This is a genomic window from Leucobacter sp. 7(1) (assembly GCF_900163635.1).
In the GTDB taxonomy this organism is placed as follows: domain Bacteria; phylum Actinomycetota; class Actinomycetes; order Actinomycetales; family Microbacteriaceae; genus Leucobacter.
The window spans coordinates 1-8,981 of sequence record NZ_FUID01000057.1 but is presented as its reverse complement, the minus strand read 5'-3'; the positions used below and the strand labels follow the sequence as shown (position 1 = coordinate 8,981).

The following is an 8,981-nucleotide window of genomic DNA, read 5'->3' as shown; positions in this document are numbered from 1 at the left end:
AGTTGGAGGCCGGCCACCGATCAGCCGGCTGCTACCAACCTGATGGCCGGGTACAACTAGCGCTGCTCGGGCTGGTCGCCACGAATGAGGGCGTCGAAGTCGAGGTCCGGCGTTTCGTCGACGACGTCCGTCGCTACTGAAGCCGGTTCCGCAACTGCGGGTGCCGCGGGGAGGCGTTCGATCCGAACGGTATCGTTCAGGTCATCGTCAATGCCGGTGAGCTCGTCAATGCTGGTGGGCTCGTCAATGCCGGTGAGCTCGCCCGCGCCCGGGCTCGCGGGCGCGGGGTTCCCAGCCTCCTGCTCTGCGGGAGTCGCGTCCGTGGCGGCTTCGGGCATAGGTGCGTCGCCCGTCTGATCTGCCGCGCGGTCGCTCGCGGTTCCAGCCTCCGACTCTGGCTCTGGCTCGCCCGCTTCCGTCGACCCGGCGTTCGCATCCTGATCCGACACAGCCTGATCCGGAACAGCCTGATCCGGAACAGCCTGATCCGACACAGCCTGATCCGGCACAGCCAGATCCGGCACCGCCGGCTCCACCCCCGCGGGGAGCCTACCAGCCGCGACCGCGGAAGCCACCGCCAGGCTGAGATCACGCAGCAGCACCTGCCAGCCATCCTGCGAGCCGGCCGCCCGCGCGGCCGACTCCGGGAGCCCGTCGAATCCGGTCTCCGTGACTGTGATCCCGGTCTCCTCGCCTTGCGAACGCAGGGTCAAGAGCACCGCTGTGTCGCGCAGGTCCCCTGCCTCGCGCCAGGTGAAGCCGATCGCGTGCCCCTCAACCCACACGTCAACCGTGCCGCTCGCATCACGACTGACCGACGTCTCGCCGGTGTCCTCGGTCCACCGCTCAGCGATCGCGCCACCCACTTGGGGTTCGAGCCGCAGTTCAGGCCACCATTCCGCCCGTCGATCCGCGTCAGCAAGGTATGCCCATGCCGCAGATCGCGCAGCCTGCAGTCGGGCTCGCGCCACAACCGGCCCCAATGGGATCATGGTGTTCCTCCGCGTGATTCGATACGTGCGATTCAGGACAGGTGCGCCGTGCCCCGGCTCCCGGAAAAACGCTCACGTGAACCAGACCGATGACACACATTTCCCGGTCTACTCATGACCTTAACCGCACCCCCTGACATCCCGATCCGATTCGCTTGAATGTCGCGGAACTGATGCGTTCTCAGGCAGATCTGTTCGCTGTCCACGCGGCCGCCGAAGTGGTGGAAGAATGGGAGTGTGACGGATCTCACCTCTCCCCTGCACCTGCCCGGCTGGACCCACACCTACTCCGGGAAGGTGCGCGACCTGTATGTTCCGGAAAACGGGGACGACTCCGTGCTTCTCGTTGTCGCGAGCAACCGTGTCAGTGCGTTCGATCACGTCCTCGAGCCGCCGATTCCGGGCAAGGGTGCACTCCTCACGTCGCTGTCGAACTGGTGGTTCAGCCAGCTCGATCGTCCGAATCACTTGATCGCACCCACGGCGGGGATCCCTGAGGTCCCCGAATCGGTGGCGGATCGGGCCATGCTGTCGCGCCGCCTCGAGATGTACCCCATTGAGTGCGTCGTCCGCGGGGCGCTGACAGGCTCCGGCTACGCAGAATATGCGCGTACGGGCGCCGTCTGCGGGATCGAGCTGCCCGAGGGGATCGTCGACGGCGATCTGCTCGACACCCCGATCTACACTCCCGCGTACAAGGCTCCGCTCGGGGAACACGACGAGAACATTAGCTTCGAGCGCAGCGTTGAGCTCGTGGGTGCCGACGTCGCCGCAGCCCTTCGGGACGCGGCGCTTGAGATCTTCACGTTCGCTCGGGCGCGCGCCGCGGAACGAGGCGTTGTACTCGCCGACACAAAGTTCGAGTTTGGCCGCGACCCGCGCACGGGTGAACTTGTGCTCGCGGACGAGGTCCTGACAAGCGATTCGTCCCGCTACTGGGATGCGGCCGCCTACGAAAACGAGGCCCTCCCCAGGGCGGAGCGACTCGCGTCCTTCGACAAGCAGATCGTGCGGAACTGGCTCGCAGCGAACTGGGACCGCACCGGCGAACCCCCGGTGCTCCCCGAGGAGATCGTGGCACAGACCCGTGCGCGGTACCAGGAGCTCTCAGACAGGCTCACCACAGGCGCATAAGCGCGCTGGAATAGCCGCGGCGAGGCCGCTGTTGCACGTGACATGCAGCTTGCCCACGACCTCCTGCCCGACGCAACCGAGATGGGTCCGGTGACCCTCGCGGTCGCGGACCTCGATCGCATGATCGCTTTCTATCACGGTGGCCTCGGGCTGACGGTTCTCGCGCAAGCTCAGGGAACCGCCGTGCTCGGCCGCCGCGGAATTCCTACCCTCCGCTTGGATCAGGACGGCACTCTCGCCCATGCGCCCGCCACGGCCGCGGGGCTGTACCACACGGCATTTCTGTTCGACACTGCGGCGGATCTTGCCTCCGCGGTGAACTCGGTCGCACACCACCCAACCGCGATGTACCAGGGGGCCGCGGACCACCTCGTTTCCGAGGCGTTCTACTTCGGAGATCCGGAGGGGAACGGCGTCGAAATGTATGTTGATCGTCCCCGGGACCAGTGGCAGATCGGGCCACACGGCGAAGTGGAGATGGGGACGCTACACCTCGATCCGAACCGGTACCTGCGCGACAACCTGACAGAGTCCGGCGCACGCAGCGTCGCCGATACGCCGGCCAGGGTGGGTCACGTGCATTTGAAGGTTGGCGATCTCGCCACCGCACGTCAGTTCTACGTCGACACCCTGGGCTTTGCGGTGACCGCGAGCTACGGTCAGCAGGCGTTGTTCGTATCTGCGGGTGGCTACCATCACCACGTCGGTATGAACACGTGGGAGTCCCGCGGTGCGGGCGAACGGAGCCCCGCCCTCGGCCTGGGCGAGGTCACCATCGAGCTGCCGGATCACGATGCGGTAGGTGCGCTCGCTGAGCGTGTGCGCGATCGCGGGATCGCGCAGGCGTTTGACGGGGCAGAACTCACGGTGCACGATCCCTGGCGCAATCGCATTCGGGTCACGAGCGCCACAGACGCCGGGTAGACTAGTGCGCGGGCGTGGTTCGTGCACACGAGCCTCTGTACCGCCCACAGATCCTCGAATCGCGAAACCGGAGTCGCCAGTGCCCACGATTGTTGTTGATGTCATGCCCAAGGCCGAGCTGCTCGATCCCCAGGGCAAGGCCACTACCGGCGCGCTGGCTCGCCTGGGCCACGGCAAGTTCGAAAACGTTCGGATCGGGAAGCGCTTCGAGCTGACCGTCGATGGTGAGGTCACGGACGCCGTGCTCGCCGAGGTCCGCAAGGTCGCCGACGAGATTCTCTCGAACTCCGTGATCGAGGACGTTGTCTCGATCACCGTTGACGGCGTTCCCGCCGCAGAGGCCAAGTAATGGCACCCCGGATCGGTGTCGTCACCTTCCCGGGCTCGCTTGACGACCGGGACGCGCAGCGTGCGGTGCGGATTGCTGGCGCGGAGCCGGTCGCGCTCTGGCACGCGGATCACGACCTGCAGAGCGTTGACGCGATCATCCTGCCTGGTGGCTTCAGCTACGGTGACTACCTGCGCCCCGGCGCGATCGCCGCGATTTCTCCGATCATGACCGAGGTCATTGCCGCTGCGAACCGCGGCATGCCCGTGCTCGGTATTTGCAACGGCTTCCAGGTCCTCGTCGAGGCGCACCTGCTGCCCGGCGGCCTGATCCGCAACGCGCACCAGCAGTTCATCCGCCGCGATCAGCGCCTCGTTGTCGAGAACGTCGACACAGCGTGGACCCACCAGTTCACGCCGAACGAGGAAATCGTGATCCCGCTCAAGAACGGTGACGGCGGCTACGTGGCAAACGACGAGACGCTGAAGCGCCTCGAGGGCGAGGGCCTCATCGCCTTCCGTTACGCCGAGGTGAACCCGAACGGTTCGCTCAACGACATCGCCGGCCTGAGTAACGAGCGCGGCAACGTTGTCGGCCTGATGCCGCACCCCGAGCACGCGGTCGAAGCCGGCTTCGGCCCGGACACCCCCGACGCAATGAGTTCGGGGACCGACGGCCTGCGCCTGTTCCAGAGCGCGATCGAGGCACTGACCGCTCGCGTCTAAACGCACCTCTGCGGACGTCCCGCACTACGCCGTGAGCCGCCGCCCTTCGGGGCGGCGGCTCACGGCGTTTTCGGTGTTACGCTGCGACGTCGATGCCGTAGGCGAGGAGCGTGAACCCGGAGCCATCCTCTCGGACGATCTGCTGCTCGCGGTCGTGGAGTCGAGCGAAGCCCATCCGGTCGTACATCTCGTAGGCCGCCACCATCTCGGTGCTCGTGTTGAGCACGACACGTGGGGTGCCGCGCAGGCGGGCCAAGCGCAGCCCGTGACGCATGAGCAGGGACCCGACCCGGCGACCGCGCGCGGCCCGGGCCACACCCAGCAGCCGCAGATCCATCTCGCCTTCGCGCGCGACACTGCTCATGCGGTTCCCGGGACGCGGAGTGGTGATCGTGCCGAGCAGTTCACCCGTTTCCCGGTCCTCAGCCACCCATACGACGTGCTGCTTCGCCCGGGCCGCCACGTCGGCGATCTCCGCGAGATACTCCTCGGGGAGCCGGGCGTAATCCTCCCGATACGCTTCGAGCACGAGCTCGCTGACGGCCGGGATCTCGGTGTCCAGGATCTCGCGCACACGCACGTCAGCCCGCTCTTGCAGCGAGTGTGTGAGGGCGTCGGCGGATCCATCTGACAGTGCGGTTCCGGGGGCAAGCTCCACCCCGTCGCAGCCTTGGCGGAGCGCCCATTCGGTCGCACCGCGCAAGAGCGCATCGGATACCGTTGGGGCTTGTTCCTCCGCGCCCGGGGCCACAACCAGCCAGCTCAGTTCGGCGTCGTCACGGCGCGGTCCTGAACCCGCCGGGTCAGCATCGAGCACCACCGAAATCGAACCGAGCAGGTGTTCGTCGTCGAACGCACCCAATACCCAGCCCGCGGCACCCGAACCGTTCTCGGGCTCCCCCGGTGCCACGATCTCGGGCCGTTCAGGCCAGGCAGCCTGAGCCAGTACCGCCTCGCGGCTGCGCTCTGCAGCGGTCAGGGCGCGAACGTTGACGTTTGATCCAATACGCACGCGAAGAGTGTACTCCTGCATGCGGAGTATCCGCCGATCAGGAACCCGCCGCGCGCGGCACCCAGGGGAGGCCGCACAGACAACCGCACCGTGGGCCCAGTGGGCTCACGGTGCGGTTGTGAAGTGCGGTTGCGTAGTACGTGCGGCGTGTTAGAACTGCGGCGGCCGCGGTGCTCCCGGAACGCTGAAGTCGGGCTGCCCGTCGGCCCGCGCCGGGATCGGACGGCCATCGGCGAATGTCGGCCAGGGCAGTAGCGGAGTGGTGGGGGCCGCGGTCACCGGAGGCTGCTGGGTCGGAGGCTGCGCAGTGAAGGGAGCGGGTGCCGACAGCTGAGGGGTGCCCGGGCCGGGGTGCTGCAGCGGCGGAACCGTGGGTGCCCCAGCACGGTACGGTGCGGGATCCGCCACAGCTTTGTGCTGCGAGGCAGCACGCGCGGCATCGCGATCCGGCGCACCATAGAACCACCGCAGCAGCAGGGTGATCGCCAGCGCCAGCGCGGTCAGGATCAAGGTGGCGACTGCGATCTTCCAGTACAGCTCGGGAATCGTCACGTTGAACGTCTCGATCGCGATCGGAGCGGTGAACAGGATCCCCGCGAGCACCGCCAGCATGCTGGTGATGAATGCGAAGCGCCCGATTGATTCCGGCTTGCCCTCGCTCATCGAGAGCAGTCCCTGGCAGCACAGCAGCACGAGGCGTGTCACGCCCACAACCACAATTCCCTTCCACAGCAGCGACCAGCCGAGGCTGAAGGGATCGTACGGCGTCATCCAGGTCACGATCAGGAGCAGCGCGAGAATGTACGAGTTTGCGATCAACGCGACCGGTGCGTACCACTCGGACTTCAGCTCGCGGCGGGTGTCGAGCGCGGTGAGGCCCACGAACACGGCAAACACGAAGAACGTCGCGAAGACCCGCTCAAACTTGCCCTGGAAATCGCCGATAAACAAGAGCGAGATCGACGCGACGGTGAGCGCCGCAAGCAGGATGATGCTGACCTTCAGGAAGGTGGACAACTGCCGCTGCGGGGCCGCGCCGTGCGGTGCCCCGGCGTCCGGCTTGGGCTCGGGGGCGACGGGGCGCGCAGGTTCAGCGTTCGGGGTACTCATGCAATTAGTTTCCCCGTTTCGCCTGGAAAAGACCAGAAACCAGGCCGCTCGGCCCAGAAATTCCGCAGAAACTCGCCTCTTCCGGCGGCGGGTTCAGACAGTCCAAATACGCCGTAGACTAGTGGGGTGAGCGCTCTGCCGCTTGCCTTTGTAAGCCGCACCGCCCCCGAGCCCACGGAGCCCACCAGCGTGAGTGAAACCACTGCCCCGATCCACGTCCCGGATACCGTCTCTGACGCGATCGCGACACCCGACAAAGAGCAGCCGTACGAAGCGCTCGGCCTGAAGGCCGACGAGTACGCGCAGATCCGCGAGATCCTGGGCCGCCGCCCGACCTCCGGTGAGCTCGCCATGTACTCAGTGATGTGGTCCGAGCATTGCTCATACAAGTCGTCGAAGATCTACCTGCGCCAGTTCGGCCAGAAGGTCAACGACAAAATGAAGGAGCGCCTCCTCGTCGGCATGGGCGAGAACGCCGGTGTCGTCGACATCGGCGAGGGCTGGGCCGTCACCTTCAAGGTGGAGAGCCACAACCACCCCTCGTACATTGAGCCCTTCCAGGGTGCCGCTACCGGCGTCGGCGGGATCATCCGCGACATCATCTCGATGGGCGCACGCCCCGTCGCGGTCATGGACCAGCTGCGCTTTGGCGACATCGACCACTCTGACACGCCGCGCGTCGTTCACGGCGTCGTTTCCGGCATCAGCTCCTACGCCAACTGCCTGGGCCTGCCGAACCTCGGCGGCGAGACCGTGTTCGACGCGGTCTACCAGCAGAACCCGCTCGTCAACGCCCTCGGTGTCGGCGTGCTGCGTCACGAGGACCTGCACCTCGCGAACGCTTCCGGTACCGGCAACAAGGTCGTGCTCTTCGGTGCGCGCACCGGCGGTGACGGCATTGGTGGCGCATCGATCCTCGCCTCGGATAGCTTCGACGAGGGTGGCCCCACCAAGCGGCCCGCCGTCCAGGTGGGCGACCCGTTCGCTGAAAAGGTGCTCATCGAGTGCTGCCTCGAACTGTTCCGCGGTGAACTCGTTGAGGGCATCCAGGATCTCGGTGCTGCCGGCATCTCCTGCGCAACTTCCGAGCTCGCGGCCAACGGTGACGGCGGCATGTTCATCGAGCTCGACAGCGTGCTGCTGCGCGATCCCTCGCTCACCGCAGAGGAAATCCTCATGTCGGAAAGCCAGGAGCGCATGATGGCTGTCGTGCACCCTGACAAGCTTGACGCGTTCCTCGCGGTCACCGCGAAGTGGGACGTTGAGACCAGCGTGCTCGGCGAGGTCACCGACACTGGCCGCCTCGTCATCAACTGGCAGGGCGAGGAGATCGTCAACGTCGATCCCTCCACCGTTGCCGTCGATGGCCCCGTCTACGACCGCCCCGTCGCGTACCCGACGTGGATCGATGCGCTGCAGGCCGACTCGGTCAACGCCGCCGGCCTCGAGCGTGACGGCTCCGCGGACGCTCTGCGCGCGCAGATGATCGCCGTCGCTTCGTCGCCGAACCAGGCGGACGTCTCCTGGGTCACGAACCAGTACGACACCTACGTCATGGGCAACACCGCGCTGTCGTTCCCCGACGGTGCCGGCATGATCCGCGTGGACGAGGAAAGCGGCCTCGGCGTCGCCATCTCGACTGACGCGAACGGCCGCTACTGCCAGCTCGACCCCTTCGTGGGCTCGCAGCTCGCCCTCGCGGAGGCGTACCGTAACGTAGCCACCTCCGGCGCCGTGCCGACCGCCGTGACCGACTGCCTGAACTTCGGCAGCCCGGAAAACCCCGAGGTCATGTGGCAGTTCTCGCAGGCCGTGGCCGGCCTGTCTGACGCGTGCCTCGCCCTTGAGGTCCCCGTGACCGGCGGCAACGTCTCGCTCTACAACCAGACCGGTGACACTCCGATCCATCCCACCCCCGTGGTCGGCGTGCTCGGCATCATCGACAACGTGGCACGCCGCGTCCCGAGCGGCTGGCAGGACGAGGGCGAGCACCTCTACCTGCTGGGCGTCACCCGTGACGAGCTCGACGGCTCGGCCTGGGCCGGCACGGTGCACGATCACCTCGGCGGCCGTCCCCCCGTTGCTGATCTCGCCGCAGAGCGTCGCCTTGCCGAGCTGCTCCACGCAGCGTCGCAGGGCGGGATCCTCTCGGGCGCTGTCGACCTCTCCGAAGGCGGCCTGGCGCAGGCACTCAGCGACGGCGCGCTGCGCTTCGGCGTGGGTGCCCGCGTGTGGATCGAAGAGATCATCTCGCGCGACGGCGTTGACGCGACCGCCGCGATGTTCTCCGAGTCGCAGGCTCGCGTTCTGGTTGCCGTGCCGCACGAGGAGGACGTAAAGTTCCGCGGCCTCTGCGAGGGTCGCGACTACCCGGTGCTGCGCATCGGCGTGACCGACGGCACGGGCGCAGACGCGGCCATCGAGGTGCAGGATCGCTTCACGCTGCCGCTGTCCGAGCTGGGTGCCGCAACGCGCGCGACCCTGCCCGAGCGTTTCGGCGCAGTCATCGGCTAGTACGCCGTTCTGGCCTGAGCGCGGCCCGGGTGAAGCTCACGCTTCACCCGGGCCGCTTGCGTATGCAGGCCGCTCACCCATGCCCCCAGTTCTCGCGCTCCCGCGCTCTCGCGCACTCGCGCTCTCGCGCTCTCGCGCCGAATCTTCCCTCGAGGGGACGCACTTCGGGGTTATTCCTGCGGCGGTTTCAGGTGGTGAGTGCAACACCTGCCCTATCTCTAGCAGGAAGCCCTCACCACTGA

At 66.8% G+C, this 8,981-nt stretch carries 8 protein-coding genes; 5 read left to right on the top strand and 3 right to left on the bottom strand.

What is annotated here, in order from left to right:
- Positions 1-56 precede the first annotated feature (56 nt).
- Positions 57-992 carry an SRPBCC domain-containing protein gene (locus FM113_RS10745; protein ID WP_087014533.1) on the bottom strand — a complete coding sequence of 312 codons (936 nt, stop codon included), beginning with the start codon at positions 990-992 and terminating at the stop codon, positions 57-59.
- Positions 993-1,229: 237 nt separating this feature from the next.
- Between FM113_RS10745 and FM113_RS10740 the strand changes: the two genes are divergently transcribed.
- From FM113_RS10740 to purQ, 4 genes are all read left to right on the top strand, one after another.
- Positions 1,230-2,126: a phosphoribosylaminoimidazolesuccinocarboxamide synthase gene (locus FM113_RS10740; RefSeq protein WP_087014531.1), complete on the top strand. Its 897-nt coding sequence runs from the start codon at positions 1,230-1,232 to the stop codon at positions 2,124-2,126.
- A gap of 42 nt (positions 2,127-2,168) precedes the next feature.
- Positions 2,169-3,050 (top strand): VOC family protein, encoded by an 882-nt coding sequence (locus FM113_RS10735; RefSeq protein ID WP_254908967.1) that lies wholly within the window; start codon positions 2,169-2,171, stop codon positions 3,048-3,050.
- 79 nt (positions 3,051-3,129) lie between these two features.
- Entirely contained in the window at positions 3,130-3,399 is a 270-nt protein-coding gene (gene purS, locus FM113_RS10730; protein WP_087014529.1) for a phosphoribosylformylglycinamidine synthase subunit PurS, read from the top strand.
- Positions 3,399-4,103 (top strand): phosphoribosylformylglycinamidine synthase subunit PurQ, encoded by a 705-nt coding sequence (gene purQ, locus FM113_RS10725; protein WP_087014527.1) that lies wholly within the window; start codon positions 3,399-3,401, stop codon positions 4,101-4,103. The genes purS and purQ overlap by 1 nt, the downstream gene beginning before the upstream one ends.
- A gap of 76 nt (positions 4,104-4,179) precedes the next feature.
- Here the strand turns inward: purQ and FM113_RS10720 are convergent, their stop codons facing one another.
- Complete coding sequence (locus tag FM113_RS10720) at positions 4,180-5,115, bottom strand: GNAT family N-acetyltransferase (RefSeq protein ID WP_176387180.1); 936 nt, start codon at positions 5,113-5,115, stop codon at positions 4,180-4,182.
- A 150-nt stretch (positions 5,116-5,265) separates the two neighbouring features.
- A complete protein-coding gene (locus tag FM113_RS10715; protein WP_087014523.1) occupies positions 5,266-6,225 on the bottom strand; it encodes a hypothetical protein in 960 nt (319 codons plus the stop codon).
- A 189-nt stretch (positions 6,226-6,414) separates the two neighbouring features.
- On the opposite strand from FM113_RS10715, the gene purL reads away from it, so the two are divergent.
- On the top strand, positions 6,415-8,739 hold the full coding sequence (gene purL, locus FM113_RS10710; protein WP_087014521.1) for a phosphoribosylformylglycinamidine synthase subunit PurL: 2,325 nt from the start codon (positions 6,415-6,417) through the stop codon (positions 8,737-8,739).
- Positions 8,740-8,981 lie beyond the last annotated feature (242 nt).

Bases quoted from the DNA above. Each gene is read 5' to 3' on its own strand.
- FM113_RS10735 (WP_254908967.1), top strand. From the start codon at position 2,169: ATGCAGCTTGCCCACGACCTCCTGCCCGACGCAACCGAGATGGGTCCG.
- FM113_RS10745 (WP_087014533.1), bottom strand. From the start codon at position 992: ATGATCCCATTGGGGCCGGTTGTGGCGCGAGCCCGACTGCAGGCTGCG.
- purQ (WP_087014527.1), top strand. From the start codon at position 3,399: ATGGCACCCCGGATCGGTGTCGTCACCTTCCCGGGCTCGCTTGACGAC.
- FM113_RS10715 (WP_087014523.1), bottom strand. From the start codon at position 6,225: ATGAGTACCCCGAACGCTGAACCTGCGCGCCCCGTCGCCCCCGAGCCC.